The sequence below is a fragment of the Paenibacillus sp. NAIST15-1 genome (genome assembly GCF_001894745.1).
Lineage (GTDB): Bacteria > Bacillota > Bacilli > Paenibacillales > Paenibacillaceae > Paenibacillus_B > Paenibacillus_B suaedae.
In genome coordinates, this window is record NZ_BBYF01000006.1 from 34,456 (window position 1) to 52,518 (window position 18,063).

General features: G+C 45.3%; 11 protein-coding genes. All 11 read right to left on the reverse strand.

What is annotated here, in order from left to right:
• Positions 1 to 76 precede the first annotated feature (76 nt).
• Positions 77 to 2,458, reverse strand: a complete 2,382-nt coding sequence (locus tag PBN151_RS15165; protein WP_072729671.1) for a glycoside hydrolase family 95 protein — start codon at positions 2,456 to 2,458, stop codon at positions 77 to 79.
• Positions 2,459 to 2,744: 286 nt separating this feature from the next.
• Entirely contained in the window at positions 2,745 to 3,410 is a 666-nt protein-coding gene (locus PBN151_RS15170; protein ID WP_072729672.1) for a bifunctional 2-keto-4-hydroxyglutarate aldolase/2-keto-3-deoxy-6-phosphogluconate aldolase, read from the reverse strand.
• A gap of 66 nt (positions 3,411 to 3,476) precedes the next feature.
• The gene (locus PBN151_RS15175; protein ID WP_072729673.1) at positions 3,477 to 4,439 is read right to left on the reverse strand and encodes a sugar kinase; all 963 of its coding nucleotides are present in this window, start codon (positions 4,437 to 4,439) and stop codon (positions 3,477 to 3,479) included.
• Positions 4,436 to 5,950 (reverse strand): alpha-L-fucosidase, encoded by a 1,515-nt coding sequence (locus PBN151_RS15180; protein ID WP_072729674.1) that lies wholly within the window; start codon positions 5,948 to 5,950, stop codon positions 4,436 to 4,438. The genes PBN151_RS15175 and PBN151_RS15180 overlap by 4 nt, the downstream gene beginning before the upstream one ends.
• Positions 5,951 to 6,321: 371 nt before the next feature.
• On the reverse strand, positions 6,322 to 10,401 hold the full coding sequence (locus PBN151_RS15185) for a polysaccharide lyase family 8 super-sandwich domain-containing protein (RefSeq protein WP_072729675.1): 4,080 nt from the start codon (positions 10,399 to 10,401) through the stop codon (positions 6,322 to 6,324).
• Positions 10,402 to 10,533: 132 nt separating this feature from the next.
• A complete protein-coding gene (locus PBN151_RS15190) occupies positions 10,534 to 11,904 on the reverse strand; it encodes an ABC transporter substrate-binding protein (protein WP_072729676.1) in 1,371 nt (456 codons plus the stop codon).
• A gap of 190 nt (positions 11,905 to 12,094) precedes the next feature.
• Positions 12,095 to 12,931 carry a carbohydrate ABC transporter permease gene (locus tag PBN151_RS15195; protein ID WP_021254837.1) on the reverse strand — a complete coding sequence of 279 codons (837 nt, stop codon included), beginning with the start codon at positions 12,929 to 12,931 and terminating at the stop codon, positions 12,095 to 12,097.
• A 17-nt stretch (positions 12,932 to 12,948) separates the two neighbouring features.
• Complete coding sequence (locus PBN151_RS15200; RefSeq protein WP_021254836.1) at positions 12,949 to 13,896, reverse strand: carbohydrate ABC transporter permease; 948 nt, start codon at positions 13,894 to 13,896, stop codon at positions 12,949 to 12,951.
• Positions 13,897 to 14,199: 303 nt separating this feature from the next.
• Positions 14,200 to 15,801, reverse strand: coding sequence for a basic secretory protein-like protein (locus tag PBN151_RS15205; RefSeq protein ID WP_072729677.1), 1,602 nt, complete (start codon positions 15,799 to 15,801; stop codon positions 14,200 to 14,202).
• Between the two features lie 51 nt (positions 15,802 to 15,852).
• Complete coding sequence (locus PBN151_RS15210) at positions 15,853 to 17,232, reverse strand: alpha/beta hydrolase family protein (RefSeq protein ID WP_072729678.1); 1,380 nt, start codon at positions 17,230 to 17,232, stop codon at positions 15,853 to 15,855.
• 182 nt (positions 17,233 to 17,414) lie between these two features.
• Complete coding sequence (locus PBN151_RS15215; RefSeq protein ID WP_072729679.1) at positions 17,415 to 17,966, reverse strand: TetR/AcrR family transcriptional regulator; 552 nt, start codon at positions 17,964 to 17,966, stop codon at positions 17,415 to 17,417.
• Between the last annotated feature and the right edge of the window lie 97 nt (positions 17,967 to 18,063).

Consider the following 18,063-nt stretch of genomic DNA (forward strand, 5'->3'; position numbering starts at 1 on the left):
CGATTGTGAACAATTTTGACTTTATTGCTTATTTGACTTTACTTTTTCCTTTTTATGTTATTAGTTCGATAGTAACCTACGCTAAGCTTGCTATAACCGTAGCTCCAAGCGGGATATCCAGCTGATACGTATGTGGCGCGGGCTGTGTTACGGCCACTGCCATTGATGGCTTACCAGAACGGAAAGTAAGCGGAACCGTACTATAAATAACACAAGGCTTGCCAAGCGTAGACGTTATCTGCGCCTGCTGCAGCTTGCCTTCCTTCCAAGCCATATCAACGGTAAATCCACCGCGGGCACGCAAGCCAATAACATGACCCTGACGCCACGCATGCGGAAGAGCCGGCAGTAGCCGGATTTCATCCCCGTGCGACTGCAATAGCATCTCCTGCATCGCTGCTGCTCCACCAAAGTTGGCATCAATTTGGAATGGAGGATGGTCGCCGAACAAGTTCGAGTGTACCGCTTTGCTTAATAGATTGCGCAAACTCAGATGTGCCTGCTCTCCTTCATCCAGCCTTGACCAGAAGTTTGCAATCCACGCTTGACTCCAGCCCGTATGTCCTCCACCATGAGCTAAGCGCCGCTGCAGCGTGAACTTAGCAGCTTGTCCAAGATCAGGGCTGCGATGAGGAATGATCTGTTCCCCTGGATGCAAAGCGAATAGATGAGAAATATGGCGATGCCCCAGCTCTACTTCCTCATAATCAACCGCCCACTCCATAATTTGTCCATGGCGGCCGATTTGCGGCTGTGGCAGCTTACTGCGTACTTGCTTCCACTGTGCCAATAAATCTTTGTCCTCTTGGCCCCCCTGTTCCATATGCCCTTCATCCAGTTGCAATAGCTCACCGGCACGGATGCATGCTGTAAACAACGCATACAAAATTTGCGAGTCCATCGATGGACCATAGCATAGCGCCCCGACTTCACCCTGTTCACTACGATACGAGTTTTCTGGTGATAGGGATGGTACGGTCACCAGCTGTCCTGATGGCAGCTCCAATAAGAAATCTATGAAAAATAACGACGCTTCTTTCAACACGGGATACGCGCGTTCGCGCAAGAACGAAAGTGAGCCGTTATAACAATAGTGCTCCCACATATGCAGCGCAATCCATGCGCCACCCATCGGCCACATATTGGCGCTCACATATTCACCGTAAATGCCTGTATCCGCCCACAGGTTGCTGCTCGTGTGAGCAACAAATCCACGTGCACCATAAATGTTGCGCGCTGTTCGGCGTCCATTGATGACCAAGCGTTCAATAAAATCAAATAGCGGCAGGTGACATTCCGCTAAATTCCCCGTCTCGGCAAGCCAGTAGTTCATTTGCAAGTTAATGTTAAGATGATAGTCCGATTCCCATGGAGGAGTAAAACTATCGTTCCAAATCCCTTGCAAGTTAGCTGGCAGAGTTCCCGGTCTGGAGCTGGCTAGCAGCAAATAACGTCCGTACTGATAAAACAGCGCCTCCAGCCCATTATCAGCGGCACCTTGCCGATATTGTTCTAGTCGCTGCGACGTGGACAAGCATTGCTCTCTAGTAATCTTCTGCTGTGGCTCGGTTCTTTCTCCTTCCTCCGCTTCCAAATCCAACGTTACACGGTTAAACAGCGGCTTATAATCATCCAAGTGTCGCTGCTTCAATGTCTCATATGGCACTTTTGCTGCCTGTTTTGCCTGTTGACAAGCAACAGCATAAGCATCAGCACAGCGAAATGAAGTCTGCGCTGCAACAATAAGCGTGACTGCACGAGCTTGGCGAATATCAAGATAACTGCCCGCCGTCTGACATTGTCCACCCTCAACTTCTGCCCGCAGTACAACGGCATAACGTACGCCATCGGCTCCTAATTGTCCTTTCATGGCAATAGCCTGTCCATCATCTGTCTGAACGATATCACCGGTGAAAGGTCTACGGTCGAATTTAGCTGCAAAGGTTAAGCCTGCAGCATCGGTCGTAGTCATCCGGATGACCAGCACTTGATCAGCGGCACTAGAAAATATCTCACGGCTGTACTGAATTGCATCTTGCCGTCCTACTTCATAATTTACCTGAACCAAAGCATTATCCAAGTCTAGCTCACGACAATAATGATGAATTGCATGAACATCTATATCCGTATCAAAATCCAAGAACAAGTTGCCTAATGTCTGATAAGGGTGGAAATATTGGGGTACGTTCGTCATATGCTTCAACGCTAACTTTTCTGCCTTGCGCACGTTACCCTGCAGCAACAAGTTTTTAATTTCCGGCAACGCCGCTTGCGCTGCTCTGTTATCGTTATCCCTTGGACCACCATACCAAATCGAATCTTCATTCAATTGAATCTGCTCGCGCTGTATCCCACCATATACAACGCCCCCTAAGCGCCCGTTACCGATTGGAAACGCTTCCGTCCATTTGCTAGCCGCTGTCCGCTCAAGCAAATAATAGTTGCTTATATGATTCATTAAGCTACCCTCATTTCTTTACAGAATCCTGTGTAATAGCTCGTATCCCCAATATCGTACTTCGCACCATTATATCGACATTCCACCTAAAAATAGATGCACTTTTATGACCATGTGTGTGTCCCTTTTTGACATATCGTACGCTTCAGCTGCTTACATCCTGATCCATTCGAATCGTGCAACAACCTATACACGTCACTCTATTTTTCTGGTTCATGCTGCACAAAAAAATCGGACGATTCATACATGCTGAATCGTCCGATCTGCGTATATCATTTCGAATCTTTTATATCCCCTTTGCCTGACGATAGGCATTTACATATGCGGCAGCTTTCTTCCGAATCAACGAGAAATCTTTGTTCTTAACTGCTTCATTCGTCAAATCGGAGCCGATCCCTACCGCTACCGCTCCGGCTTTCACCCATTCACCTAGGTTATCCAACGACACACCGCCGGTTGGCATAATGTTAGCCTGCGGCAATGGGCCTTTGATCGCCTTGATTACGGATGGCTCATACAGGTTGCCTGGGAACAGCTTGACGATATCGGCTCCAAGCTCAAGTGCTTCATTAATTTCCTTGATCGTCATCGTTCCTGGCATTACCGGTACGCGATATCGGTTGCACATGGTTACGGTCTCAGCACTAAGGAAAGGGGACACTACGAATTGAGCGCCGCTAAGAATCGCCGCGCGTGCCGTTTCAGCATCCAGCACGGTTCCTACGCCAATAATCGCATAAGTAGATTCATCCGACGAATCCCATTTATATTTTTGAGCTAGTGTCTCAATTGCTTTCAACGCAAATGGAACTGTCATCGTAATCTCTATCACTTTAATTCCGCCGAGAATCGCTTCCTCGGCCATGGCGACAACTTCTTCTGCCGTCTCCCCGCGGAGTACGGCAACGACACCTTCCTGCACAATCTTCTGAGTAAGCTGCATTTTCTTCATATTGTTCTCCTCCCCATTTATCGATTGTCGTTTTCGTTTCTATTAATAGTTCTCAATGAAACACCTTTATCGCTCAACATGCATCTTACCGGCAAGCAATCGCTCGATTTGTGCTCCACTAGGTAGACCTTCCCAATCGCCAACCGTCTGGATTACCTGCGAGCCTATCAAATTACCGAGACGAACCGCCTCCTCAAGACTATATTCCCGCAGCAAACCAGCTAGAAATCCAGCACAGAAGCCATCTCCAGCTCCTACCGTATCGACTACATGATCAACCTTATAGTAAGGAACTGATGACAGTTTTCCGTTATCCAGAATATAGGTTTTATCCTCGCCACCTTTAATAATGCTTACAGCGGACAGCTCACTGAGCTTGGCAACGATCTCATCCATCGATTCCGTCTCATACAGCAGTTTCAATTCATCTAATCCCGGCAAGAAATAATCCGCTTTTCGCGCCAATGGCAACAGAACCTTTCGGGCTGCTTTCACATCCCATAGCTTCAAGCGCAAATTCGGATCGAAGCTCACTTTGACGCCGTGCTGCTTCGCGATGTCCATCGCTGCTGCCGCCGTCTCCGCACAGGATGTGCTTAATGCAGGTGTGATCCCGGTAATATGTAAAATCTTTGCTCCAGCAATATATTCCTCATCCAAATGCTCAGGAGTCATTTTACTAGCCGCCGATAGCTTGCGGTAATAATAGACAGAGCTTCTTCCAGCTGCATTCTCTCGAATCATGAGTCCTGTTGGGGCTTCATCTGTGAATGAAGCGCGTGTAACATCTACGCCTTCCCCCCGCACCATCTTATAAATCCGCTGCCCGAACGGATCATCTCCAAGCCGACCGCACCAGCCTGCGGAATGTCCAAGCCTTGACAAACCGATCGCTACATTCGTCTCAGCTCCTCCAAAGGAAGGCGTCAAATTCGATGTATATTCAAGACCTTTCCCCCCCTCGGCGATCAATAGGGCCATACTTTCCCCGAAGGTGACCACTTCCGGATGAGCATTTCGATTATTCATTCATCTTCACCACCCTGAACCTGACTGTTGTACACTTCGAATGTGGACAAATTTGGCCACCAGCGCGAGCCAGTGATTTGAAGACGCAAGCGACTGCTGCTTATGGCTGGAAAATGGCAGATCCGCTTGTGACCGATAATCGTACCATTCAGAATTGACTGCCATGCCCCTGTACCTGCTGCTGTATCCGTACTTTCCTCTGCAGCCTCAGCAGAATCGTCTTGCCAATACTCCAAGCTGAAACTCTCAATCCTCTGCGTATAGCGATACTCCTGCAGTACGATATGGTCAAACGTTTGCTCTGTTCCTAGGTCGACAGTGATACTCGCCACCTCTGTACCTTGCTCAGGAGCCCAAAACGTATCTCGATTGCCATCCAGTATATTGGCCGCTTCATATCCAGCCATCGCTTCACTAGCCGTAGCAGCAGCATCGCGTGCCATATTCGTCTCAAACGTATTGCGAATCCAAGCTCCGAGCTCCTCTAACCGTTGCACATCATTCTCGTGGAGCAGACCGCGCGTATCGGCAGGAATATTAAGCAAGAGCGTAGCATTGCCTCCGACCGAACCATAGTACACATTCCGCAGCTCATCCAGCGACTTGACTTGATCATCTTGACTCGCATGATAGAACCATCCCGGACGAATCGACGTATCCACTTCCGCTGGATACCAGACAAGCTCCGATACATTTGCAATTATGTCGCGGCTACCCAAGTCTTCATCCTCTGAAGTGAAACGCTTGGCGAATTCAGCATTATCTTCCTGCTGTGAATGTTCCTGAATTCTCTCCTTATCCTGCAGCTGCGCAGGTACTACGCTCCACTCCGACTTGCGACAATGCCCCGCCTCATTGCCACACCAGCGCACATCCGGCCCACATACCGAAATACTCGCTTCTGGCTGCAATTCACGAATCAGTGCATAATAGCCATTCCAATCATATATTTGCCGTTTGCCGTTAGGACCTTCACCACAAGCCCCATCAAACCACACACAGAAAATATCCCCATACCTAGTCAACAGCTCGCGCAGTTGATTGGTAAAGTACTCATTATAAGCTGGCGAATCCCCATAACACGGCTCATGACGATCCCAAGGCGATAAATAAATCCCAAACTTCAACCCGCCTTCACGACAAGCATCTGCCACCTCACGAACGACATCACCCTTGCCATCTTTCCATGGGCTATTCTTCACCGAATGCTCTGTATACTCACTCGGCCATAAACAAAACCCATCGTGATGCTTACAAGTCAGAATCAGCCCTTTCATTCCTGCAGCCTTACAAGCACGCACCCACTGCCGTGCATCCAACTGTGTCGGGTTAAAAATATCAGGCTGCTCCTGCCCACTGCCCCATTCCTGATCCGTAAACGTATTCACTGTAAAATGTACAAAAGCATAAAACTCCATCTCTTGTATCGCCAACTGTCGCTCAGAAGGCCGCACCAACGCTGCCGCTTTAACTTGCTCTTGTCTTATAACTCCACTGCTGTTCATTACCATTTCCCCCCTCTCATTTTCCCGCTGCAACATCTTGAAAAATATAAAAAGATATCATACATATCTATATGGAAATTAAAAACCCAACCTAACTTAGGCTAATAATAGCAAATCAAAGATAGGTAGAAACACGCATTATTTTTTTATATATATGCAATATTTTGACCTTAACATCGAAAGCCAAGATCCTAAAAATCGGATCTTGGCTTTCGATTGGTTATTTTAACCTCTACTAACTACAAACTGGAAATATCTTCATCTAAACTCAAACCTGCTGGGAAGTCACCTTCACTTAGATGATACAGTTTGGCACCTACTTAAGTCGTTGACCTTAAGACATGACTAATGCAGATGGCTTGAATAGACAGCATCTCTTATTTCAAATCATTTAACATGCCTAGAATCAAAGTAACTGCTTCAGCTCTGGTTGCAGCAGCATTAGGATTGAATGTACCAACTCCATTTCCTTTAATCAGGCCTGCTTCTTCTGCAGTTGCCACATAAGGCTTAGCCCATGCTGGCACTTGATCCGCATCTGTAAACGTCAGAGTTGCATTTGGATGTACTTCAAGACCCCGTGCACGAACAATCATAACAACGAGTTCACTTCTGGTGATATCTTTATTCGCACGGAATGTACGGTCTTCATAGCCTGAAATATATCCAGCTTTAGCAAGTGCTTGAATGTATGGCTGTGCCCATACTGGTGTTTGACTTTGATCCGCGAAAATAAACCCTGTATTTACGGGTTCCAACTTTAGCGCTCTAGCTAACATTGCTGAAATCTCACCGCGAGTTATCGTAGCATTCGGCCTAAAGGTTCCATCCTCATAGCCACTTACAAAACCAAGCTCAACTGATTTTTCAATGGAAGCCTTCGCCCAATGATCTGCGATATCAGACAAATCTACTGTAGGGGATACTGGATCAGTAGGTTTCACTGGTTCAGTTGGTTTAGGTTTAGGTGTTGGTGTCGGCGATGTTGGTGTTGGATCCGCTGATGGTGTCGATCCGCCACCTACCGGTGTATCGTCTTTATACGTTGCTGTTACTTTAACTGCTTCACCTGGCATGATGAACGTATAGATGTTGTTATTCGTTGTATCTTGGGTCAACGTCAAGCTTGCTGGCGTAACGATCCACTTATCGAACACTTTACCCACAGGCGTATCTAGTACTACAGTTACGGTTTCACCTTTCTTAGCAGTCTGTTTATCTGCTGTTACACCTTCCATGGTTACGGTGTAGGTCTTGCCGAGATCAAATGTTGCCGTGTACGTCTTACCGAGCGATCCCGAAGTGTTGACTTCAATGCTAACTCCATCTTGTATCGGTGTAACTTTTATCCCCGTATCTGCAGTCAGCAATGTCAAGTTCGGTTGATGGATTTCAACCGTCACTGTGTTTTGCTTTTGCGTTGGATCGGATATCGCAATTTTCATTTCGCCGCTGTCTTCTTTCATGATGACCGTAGCTGCGGATTTAGCTTGGATGCTTCCCGCAGTATCCGCACTCCAGAAATTCGCAGCGGTGATGCCAAGCTGCATATTGCTAACAGCCTGTACGGTTGATATATTGCTTAGCACATTGACAGCTGATTGTTCACTATAAGCTTGTGTTTGTGCCGCTGTCTTACCTGGAAGCAACACATATTCGTAACTAGCTGCTTGTGGATTATTCCCATGTTCAAAGGCAATGCTGGCATAGTTGCGCGTCAGCTTATCTTGCGATTGACCGTTGTTAATCTCAGACCACGAGCCTGTTCTCGCCTCGCGTACGACATGCAGTGTGGGTGTAGTTGGGAAATAATAGCCCATATCCGTACCAGAACCTGCACCATTGCCCGCCAGATGCGCCCAGTTTACATCATCAATATCTGCTGCATAATCCAATGCTGTAGGCACCTGTACACCGTTAATCACAAAGGCGTTATCACCGCTGCTATTCAACTTGCGATTATCAACAATCGTTTCTACCGATTTTGTAGCGGCCGATGTTTTACGAATATCTGTACCGAGGGCAACAATTTCATCATCGAACATGAACCATGATTTCTTACCACTTAAATCACTGCCCGTTACTTTCGTTAATGAGAAATCCATGCCGCTTGCACTATATAAATGATCTAGTGTTGCACCGCCAACATGGCTTTTCGTATTGTAATAGTACGCCCATTCGCCCGGCATCTTCCCTTCTCCAGATCCGTCTGTTGTTGTTCCTGGCAGACGGAAACTGTTAACCGTTGCCCAAAATCCATCGCGATATTGCAATAAGTCTTCGTTATAGATATAGGTCATGCCAAGACCGGTATCCCAGCCTTTTACATTTTCTTTATTACCCATCTCAAAGGCAGAAATGCGGTCTGAGAACATGCTTAGCCCAAAAGCGTAGTTCGGACGATGATGCGCGACACGGGCCATACCGTTGAACATATAACTGCGCGACAGCTCACCGCGCGGTGCGACAGTATCATCGTTCATCACTTTCTTCAGCAGCATCACACTATAAATCGGCAAGCCTTTATAGTAATCATGAAAGGTTGTATCCTTGCTTACCCATTCCTTAACCATACTGCGAATAGTAGCGCTAACCTCTGGTGGTGCGCCCTCTGCTAAACTAGCTAAGGCTACAATCGTACCGCGAGCCGTACCCGAATCTTTTCTGGAGATCCCCCGCCCGTTAACCATATCCATGTACAGCCCTTTGTAAATAACCGGTTCGAATGTATCACTTGCCCACTTATAAATGTTAGCTACACGCGCGTCAGTCACAGGCCATGGTGAAGTGTTGAGCAAATAAGTGATGTCCGCCGTGCGGCTGAGCCAGACTGCACCATAGCCAGCCGTGTAAGCGATATTCGCATGCTGCACCAGTGAACCATCCTCATATACACCATCACCTTTCGTGACATAGTTAAATTCGGAACCAATCGAATCCCGTCCTTGCGTAATTTTAGCGCTATTTCTACCAATTACGCCGCGAAGAGTTACAACAAGTGCTTTGTCCAGCAAATTGCCACCGGTTTCGATCACGGAGCTATTTTGCACCCGCTTTGTTGGATTAGGACAATACTTATCTATTGTCCGCATGAAGTTGCCTATTTGCTGATCGTTCAACTCATCATACATAAGGATCAAACAATCATTTAACAGCTGCGGTGCACCGATTTCAAATCCCCACCAGCTGCTGGCGCTGCTGTAGGATAAACGCTCGTTATAACGCTTAGCGTACATCCAATCCAGAGCACCTATAATTGCATCCCGCAGCTGCGGATCGTGATAGAAACGGGAAGTCCCTGTGTTGTAAGCGGTTGCAATTGTTTTAATACGAGTAAACTCGCTAACGATGTTGTTGGCATGCTGCTCCTTCGTGTCGGCGTTATCGACAAGATCCGACCATAAGTATCTACGGCTGCTATCATTAGCACTAAGCGTATCGAGATAACCCGTCTTAGCGGCATTGGATACATTATTGTCCATCTCAGCTACTAGTGCCTGAATAGCGGGATCAGAAGCGAGGTTATCGTCTACAGCTCCTACTAACTTCTGCTTCCAACGTGTACGCAATTGGTCGTAAGCAACTGCTGTCTCTGTAGAGTCTACACCAATGTTACTTTGTGCCTTTATCATCTGGTCTTCTGTTGCAACCGTGATTGTTGCTACACCCGCAGCAACTGCTGTTACATTGCCATCTTGATCAACAGCAGCTACATTCTCATCACTAGTACTCCATATTACTTTGGGAGAGGGCAGGTTATTTGGAGTGACGGTTAATGTTAGCGGCTTCGTCTCCCCAACCGTCATCATCGTTGCCGTCGGTTCAAGCGCTAACCCCGTTATGCCGTCATATTCCTCCAGCCGAATGTTATCAAACCACACTTTGCCGGTGCTATTTTCTAAAAACAATTCAACAAAAAATTTGGCACCACCAGCCGGCACCGTTATAAAAATTTGCTGCATCGTCCAATCGTTCGTACCATACACCTTCGTTGAAGTAGGTCCATCTATTAATTTTGTGTTAGAAGGATTCAGCACAGAAGTGCGGAAATAAGCTCCGCTGCCACCTGCAATATTTTCGGTTTTATACCACACTTGCAAGCGATACGATTTCCCAGCCTCCACGGGTGCCTTAGCATTAATCGATACACGGCTTGTGCCGGAAGCATCTATCAGCATCGATTGCTGACCACTATAAGAATCATAGGTAGCGACCGTTACACTTACTGTCCTACCAGCTGGTTTACCAGAACCTACAGGAATCCATGTGTCCCAATTGACAGGTGCAGGGTTCGTATCCGTATATTGAGTCCAAGTACCGCTCGGCGCTGCAGTTGATTCGAAATCACCATTCGGAAATAAATTAGCAACATTTGATGACATCGCTACACCTGTGCCAACAGGCAAGAACGTGACTACTATCGCAACTACTAGTAACAAACTTAGTATTTTTTTCATCACTCTTCACCCCTTCTCTGAGCACCATACAGAAAAGGCGTCCCTCTTCCCACTATTTGTACTTTATATAGCATGGAATATAGAGACGCCTAGTTTCAGCGGATTTCTATTTATTATATTACTTACAAATCGTTACTTCTTCTCTTTCTCATTAATAATCTTCGTTGCTTCTTCAACCATCCATGCTTGTACTTTTTCAATTGGCTCCGTGCTAAGCATAAATTTGCTGAAGCCATCGTCGATCACTTTTGTTAAGTCAGCGCTTGAAATGGTAAGCACCTTGGAAGCATCCAAATACTTAATATCGTCGCCAAACAGCGTGTTCTTTAACGACTCTACATCGTACTTGTCCGTGTTTTTACCGATCATGCGCTCCAATAGTTTTGTCTGATCTGCTTTCTTCCAACCGGAAAACTCCTGTCTATTGGCTGAATCTGCTGTAGACATGAAGCGCATCAGCTTATATGACTCTTCCTTGTGCTTCGTTGTTGCACCCATTGCTAATTGTGAACTGCCAACAAAGTATTTACCGCCCTCATAATCTTTAGGCAAAGCATTCTTTGGAGGCAAAGGAACTGGCGCGAAAGCAGTCACAAAATCATGTGGGTACTGCTCAAGATTGCCTGGATCTGGAATCGTGAAGCTGCCTGACATAATCATCGCTGCACTACCACCGAAGAATTCACTGCGATAGTTAAGCTTAGATGCTAGCACATCCGCATAGGGTTTCGCTGACTTATCAACACTTTCCATGTCTTTGCGCAATTGGAAGAAGTACGGATAGGTTGGGTCAGACAGAATTGTACTGCCATCGTCATAGCGGAACGGATCTTTCATTACCGTTTGCGCTGGGGCATTCATATACAACTCCCACGTATGGAAGTAGGTTCCGTATCGTTTGTCTACGCCTTCGCCTTTTGTCAGCTTCTTCGCATACTCGCGATAGTCATCCCATGTCCAGCCGAATTTAGGAACGGGCAGTCCCGCTTCATCCAACGCATTCTTATTGAGCATGACATAGGTATAACCTGATGTATATGGCATCCCGTAATATTTGCCGTCTACTTGCGGATTTACATAATACTCATCTTCCGCTTTCAAACCTTCTTTATCATAGAATTCATTTAGTGGCGTAAATGCACTGCGAACTGCTCTTTCAACGACCGCTGAAGTACTTGGCAATTGAACGACGTCAACTTCATCTCCGGACGAAATAAGGAAGTCCAATTTCTTTAACATTTCCAATGAATTACCTGGAACGAGCACGACATGTTCCACTTTAATACCAGGGTTAGCAGCTTCAAACTCACGCAGCATTGCGTCTGTACCCTCTTGTTGAGCCTCATTGTCCCAGTTATAGTACTTAAGGGTCACTTCCTTCTTCTCTGTACCGTTCGATTGTGCGGATTCGTCAGCTTTGTTTCCACAAGCGCTTGTAAACATCATTAATGCTAGTAGTAGGCATGTGGACAGAAGAAAATAACGTTTACTTTTAGTTGCCATGTGCAACTTCCCCCTAAAATGAATGATAGTAAGCTTTGAGTCAAGGCCTTGTTAGCGCTTACAGACAGTATATAACGTTTGCAAATTGCCTGCGTGTATAATTTTGTGCTTGTGCGATAACGATTTTGACTTATTAGAAGACTCTAAACTAGAGATGTCTACAGATTTATCTTATCATGAGTCCATATGCTTACCCTTTCACACCACCAAGGGCAATCCCACTAATAACTTGTCTCTGCAAAACAATAAACACAATCAGCAGAGGAATAATCGCTGATACTGCCGCCATCATCATAATCGCATCGTTGGTCGTATAATCATCCCTAAACAAGGTCATGCCTAGCGGAACGGTATACAAAGATTTCGATTGCAAGAAGATTAACGGATTTTGATAATCATTCCACGACCAGATGAACTTAATAATCGCCACCGTCGCGATTACAGGCTGACAGAGCGGAAGCATAATCGAAGTGAAGCTGCGCAGGTGCCCTGCACCGTCAATTTTAGCAGCTTCCAAAATATCATCACTCACACCGGCCATAAACTGACGCAACAAGAATGTAAAGTAAATCGAAAACATACCCATCAATATTAGCGCTGCATGGGTGTCATATAGTCCCAACCAACGAATAAGCATGAAGCGAGGAATGAGCGTCGCTTGATCAGGAATAATCATCATGGCTAACAGCCCGGCGAATACAAGGTTTCGACCGCGAAATTGTAGTTTCGTAAAGGAATAGGCTGCCATCGTTGATATAAGTAGCGAGAGTAAAGTAACGATAATTGCCACTTTAATGGAGTTGAAATAAATCTGACCAAACGGTACCTTTTGCATCCATACTGCCTTAAAGTTATTGACAAAGTTAGTTGCAGATGGAATCCATTCAATCGGGAAGCGCATGACATCTTTTTCAAATTTAAACGCTGATGACACCATCCATAATAATGGAAAGATAAAAAGTATAGACAATGCCCCCATCAACACGGTAGCAATAATTTTAGTAATCTTATTACGTAAGGTTAGCATCGTATTCTCCCTTTCTATTAAAATGATTCTTCTTGGCGCATCTTCCACGTTGCCGCAGTAATCAGACCGATAATCGCAAATAACAGCCAAGAGATTGCAGATGCATAGCCCATATTGTAGTTGACGAAACCTTCTTGATAGATGCGGAATACAATTACCGTTGATGAATTATCAGGACCGCCTTCGGTCAAATACGAAATAATATCGAACACTTTAAATGAACCAATAAGCATCGTAATAAGCAAGAAGAACGTTGTTGGACGGAGCAGCGGGATCGTGATATTGAAAAACTTCTTCAGCCCCGTCGCCCCATCAATTTCTGCCGCTTCATATAATTCTTCGGAAATATTGGACAATCCCGCCATGTATATAATAATCGTGTAACCGAGCCCTGCCCACGCGCTAATAATAGCGACCGCGATTAGTGATGTTTTCGGATCAACGAGCCATTTCGGAGGATTCGATATACCAAGATCCATTAGAAATTGATTGATAGGGCCTAGTGAAGGGTGGAACAAGATGCTCCACACTGCTGCCACAGCGATAATCGAAGAAATGTAAGGTATAAAGAATACGACTTTAAAGTAATCTTTAAAGTAGACTTTACTATGAATAACAACTGCTAACACAAGCGCAAGCGCAATCGGAATTGGCACGGTTAACACCGTATATACTAAGTTGTTATATAATGCCTTCCATATCGTTGGATCTTGAAATAAATGAATGAAGTTTTGTAGACCAGCAAATTTAATACCTGATACCCCAGATAATAAATCCCAATCTGTAAAACTTAAATACAATGAAAACCCAAGGGCAAATACATTAAGCATTAACATACCCACTATTTCTGGCAGTAAAAACAGCCAACCAACTAATGCTTCCTTTCTCCGTGGCGACCAAAATTTTTTCACTCCGCTCTCCGCCTGCTGTTTTGGAAGCTGATAACTTGATTTTGTCTCTTCCACTTTTTATGTCACCTCAGCTTATAATTTGTTGACTTCATCATAAGCCGCAGGCAAGGGAGAACAAAGGATGGATTATGACCTAGTGTGGGTAAAATTTTGACCTTTGTCGTGTAAGGAAACATGCAACCGAGTTGACTACTATTGAGCATCATTTAGATGAAGGGCTTGATGAGATAAGTCGGAGATGGAGAGAGCTGGATCACTCGAAACGGGGAAGAAATGTAAATGTAAACAGAAAAGCGCCCCCTACTTTTCCATGTAGGGGCCGCCCATCACTCTCTTTCGCAAGGCTGAGATACCTAATCAATGATTAGAAAGTGTTTGTTGATATTGAGACCAGAGGGTATTCACGTCTATGCCAGTAATCAATTGAAATTGACTTTCTTTCCACAATTGAATTTGTTGCTCATTCATGCCATAGGGGATCCTTGCCGCATTTAATGCACGAATGAATCCGCGATGTTTCGAATCTTCAATCCAGCGAATGAAGTTCGCCGTTCCATTGCTAGACCAAGTTCCACCCGGGCTGATACCATAACGATTATGATAACCCGTTTCGTAACGCAAGCTATCAGCTACTGCTTCCACATCAAAGTCGCTATATTGATAAGCATGACCCAATTCATGGTAAAGGATCCCAATAATTTCATCGCGTAATGAGTTGTTAGGATTATTAGCTACGAAGCTTGCGAGATACTGAGAACTGATACCTAGCGTTTTTAACTCATTGTCTCCTGACATCCAGGCAACTCCAGGGGTGTCTACGATTTCCACCAGAATTTTCTTTACTCTAACCGGCATTTCTGCCGGACTCTTGTATAAAATTTTATTTAATTTACGCAAGATCGTCAAAATTTCTTGCTGGGCATTGGGTAGCGCTTGATCGAATAAACTGTAGCCCGCAAGATTCTGAACTTCGATGATCGGGTTCTCGGTATGCCACATGTCATTCGTGCGCGAAAATTCAACTTCGCTTACTTGCAAAGCGTAGCCGCTATGATTTTGGATATTGTTGAGCCTATAGTATTGATAGGCATTTGTATTGTTATTCAATAAGTAATGTTTACGTTGATGGCGAAGCTTGAAGTTCTCATCGCTTTTCGTATCTAAATCCGTCCAGTTGATAGAATCATTGGATCCCTGCAGAACCCAGCTTCTCGGATCAGCATCGGGACTATTATTGTACGATTTAGCCGACGTAAGCGCGTAACCATCGATCATAACCTGTTCGCCAAAGTCGAACTGCAGCCATGCCGTATTGTTCCAAGTTAGCCACTTGGTATTGCTTGATCCGTCAACCAGATTCGCCTTGATATCGTCTGGCGCATTTTCTCCGCTGGCTGTAACCGTGGGCTTAATCGTGCTGAAAGTCTGCACATCATTACCGAATAGCTTAATTTCGGATAACTGCAGCATCCCGCCGTCATCGTACTGATTAGCAAAGTTATCAAACTTTACAAATTTATAAGCAGCCGTATTGGCAAATGAATAGGTTTTCGTTTGATGTCGGGAGGTGAAGCTTTGATTCTGCTGTGTGTCCAGATCATCCCAGACAATCCCGTCATTGGATCCTTTTAACACCCAGCTTTTCGGATCTCTTCCAGGCTCATCCTCCGCAGTTGTAATGGAGTACGAGTTAACGATCTTTGCACTCGTGAATTCATATTGCAGCCATGCTGGAGTATTGAATGTTAACCACTTCGAAAAAATATACTGATCGAACGCTTTTTCCTTGCCTTCATGCGACCCATTTTCACCACTTGCGGTTACCGTCCCGTCTACAGCTAAATTGATCGGCAGGATAGTCGGAGTCGACTCGGCTGCAATAGCAACCGGAATATGTACATTGCTGCAAAAACCTAATCCTATTGCGGCCGCTAAGATAAGTACTCCTGTTTTTTTCATGTTTGTCCTCTCCTTTTTTTGATTAAGAAGTTTCATGATTTCCCCTACTTTTCAGTTCACTTTAAAATTAACTTCCGGGTATTTTGCGGCCAACCTTTCTAGTGCTGAGCTGTCGCCTGTCTGTTTCACATAAAGGTCAAAAAAAGCGAGACTGAATTCGTTAATGATACGATGAACGTACCGTGGATCTTCGCCAGGGCTTCGCAATAATGGTGAAATCAGATGAAAATCAGTGAAGCTCGTATGATCCGTGTGAGGAACGACCATCGACATGCCACCGCCGGCAAGCGCACGCTCGTTGCGGTTATTTATTACCTTGATATCTTCAAGTGGATCATCGATGATCCCTGCGCTCATGAGCAGAAACGGTTTGCCGATTCCCGTATCTGGCACATTTGACCCGTATAACAGACCGTCCATATTAATGGCTGCTTTGATACGGGAGTCCTCCACCAGCATTTGTGCGGCGGTAGCTCCACCATAAGAATGGCCGAACATACCGATTCGAGAGGTGTCGATCCTTCCCCTAAAGCGGTCGTCTACATCGCCTCGGTTAAGCTTCTCCACTTGATCTAGCACAAAAGCGGCATCTTCCCGCCATAATTTGATATGGCGATCTCTTTCAGCAAGTTCAGTTAGATTCGTAGACTGAAAGTATGCGGTTCGACCGTCTGGATAGACGGTCGCCGCAGCGTCATAGGCATGGTCGATACATAAGACGATATAACCTTGACTTGCTAGCTCCTCGACTTGAAACGTATTTTGATTGCGAAAACCGTTCAAACCATGGGAGAAGATCAATACGGGATAACGGTTCTCGGCGTCTGATAGCCGGGCTTCCGTGAACGCATTCGATTTCACCACATTCAGATGGCCTAGTACGAATGCCGGGACGGACACATCTTTTTCCAGCCCCTTTGCGACCTCATGCGCATTGCGGATAAAGGGCTCGCGATTTCCCTCGCCTTTATCACCTGCAGGATAAAAAATCTGTACCATTAGCTCGCGCCGGTCATTCGGATCTTCCGTAAAAAGTTCCTCCCGCTGATCATCAACCCAATGATACAGCGTTGTGCCGACCATAAATGGGCCGGTCGGTTTATGAAATAAAGATACAGGCATGAGTGCAGGCATTGCGACCGCTACAGACAAATAAATGACAAGCAGCAATGTACGAACCGTTACCGTAATTCTGTTTCTGGGGCTCTCTTTGCTCCTGGCCAATAGATAGCATACTGTCAATATAACAGGGGACACATAAGCCGGAATCATCTGCCAACGGTAGCCTTCAGCGATAAGCTGTATGATAAGAACACCGTAGGCAACCGTCAAGGCGGTAACAGACCACCGTTTTGTCTTCCAGCCTGCAAATAGAGTCCATCCGAGGAGGACGAAATTAACAAAGATCAAACCGATTTCCCAAAATCCCATCGGATTCTCCCACCTTTCTTCATTTTCATCTAAGTACTAGTGGTACTAAAATATTATTTTCGGTACTAACAATAAGTATTGCATACATTTGCTCTTAGTGAATCCACGAAAACAAAAAAGCTGAGAAGAACGGAAACCTGTAAGTTTTGTTTTTCTCAGCTCTAACAAATGGGAGCCTCATTCTACTTCCTAATTCCATTCAATATGATATCTACCATCATGGAAAGAGATTCTTGCACCGTAATTTGGCTGGAAGCTAAATTGCGCTGATCGAAAATCGATGTCATTAAGAAATTGAGGGTTTGGATCAGTGTTGGAATATGCATCGGACGAAAATCACCATTATGGATGCCTTCTTCAATGAGACTAGTAATGATATTCCACTCATCATTAATGCCTTGTTCCATTTCCCTCCACCGTTCGGGGTAGTACCGCCGAAGTTCGACCAGTAAGCGTACATAGCTGTTCTGGAAATCATGAGGGACAATCAAGAGTATCCCTTTTAATTTTTCAGATATGGTCAAATTCGTATCTTGGATCACTTCTCGAAATCGTCTTTCCGTTTCTTCGTTTACTTGCTGAACCACATAACCTATAAGTTCGTCCTTGGACGGGAAATGCTCGTACAACGTGCTTTTGCTTACACCTAATTCGCGCGCCAAATCATTCATTGTAAATTTGATTCCTTTTTCATGAAATAGCGCGATAGCAGTTTTGGCAATTCGTTCTTTCATCCTTAGTTCACCTCAAACCAAGAGTAGTACCGATAGATCCATTTATGGTACTTTGGGTACTAGGAAAGTGTAACTCTTTATCTCCTTGGGGTCAAAT